Genomic DNA, 680 nt, shown 5'->3' with positions numbered 1-680 from the left:
TTAAGATCTTTGAAAGTTTGGAAGCAACAGTACCGAGAGACATCGCGAGATGTTTGATAGGTAAGGTTAGTTTAGCGTAAGAAAAAAACGACAATTTTAGTTAATTCACTTTTTTTAAGAGTAGAATTTAGCTAGAGGTCAAACAACATTTACAATGGAGAGTTTGATCCTGGCTCAGGATGAACGCTAGCGGCAGGCTTAATACATGCAAGTCGAGGGGCAGCACAGGGTAGCAATACCTGGGTGGCGACCGGCAAACGGGTGCGGAACACGTACAGAACCTTCCTTCGAGCGGGGAATAGCCCAGAGAAATTTGGATTAATACCCCATAGTATAATGGTGTGGCATCACATTATTATTAAAGATTTATCACTTGAAGATGGCTGTGCGTATGATTAGGTAGTTGGCGGGGTAACGGCCCACCAAGCCTACGATCATTAACTGGTGTGAGAGCACGACCAGTCACACGGGCACTGAGACACGGGCCCGACTCCTACGGGAGGCAGCAGTAAGGAATATTGGTCAATGGACGCAAGTCTGAACCAGCCATGCCGCGTGGAGGATGAAGGTCCTCTGGATTGTAAACTTCTTTTATCTGGGACGAAAAAAGGCTTTTCTAAGTCGACTGACGGTACCAGATGAATAAGCACCGGCTAACTCCGTGCCAGCAGCCGCGGTAA

Annotated in this window: 1 rRNA gene; it reads left to right on the top strand. The window is 47.1% G+C overall.

The window, feature by feature from the left end:
• Positions 1 to 151: 151 nt before the first annotated feature.
• Positions 152 to 680: ribosomal RNA gene (locus HY58_RS18510) — 16S ribosomal RNA — on the top strand; the annotation flags it as partial.

Source organism: Flavihumibacter sp. ZG627, from assembly GCF_000814325.1.
Classification (GTDB): Bacteria; Bacteroidota; Bacteroidia; order Chitinophagales; family Chitinophagaceae; genus Flavihumibacter.
The sequence above is the reverse complement of the archived record's forward strand: the minus strand, read 5'-3'. Positions and strand labels throughout refer to the sequence as shown.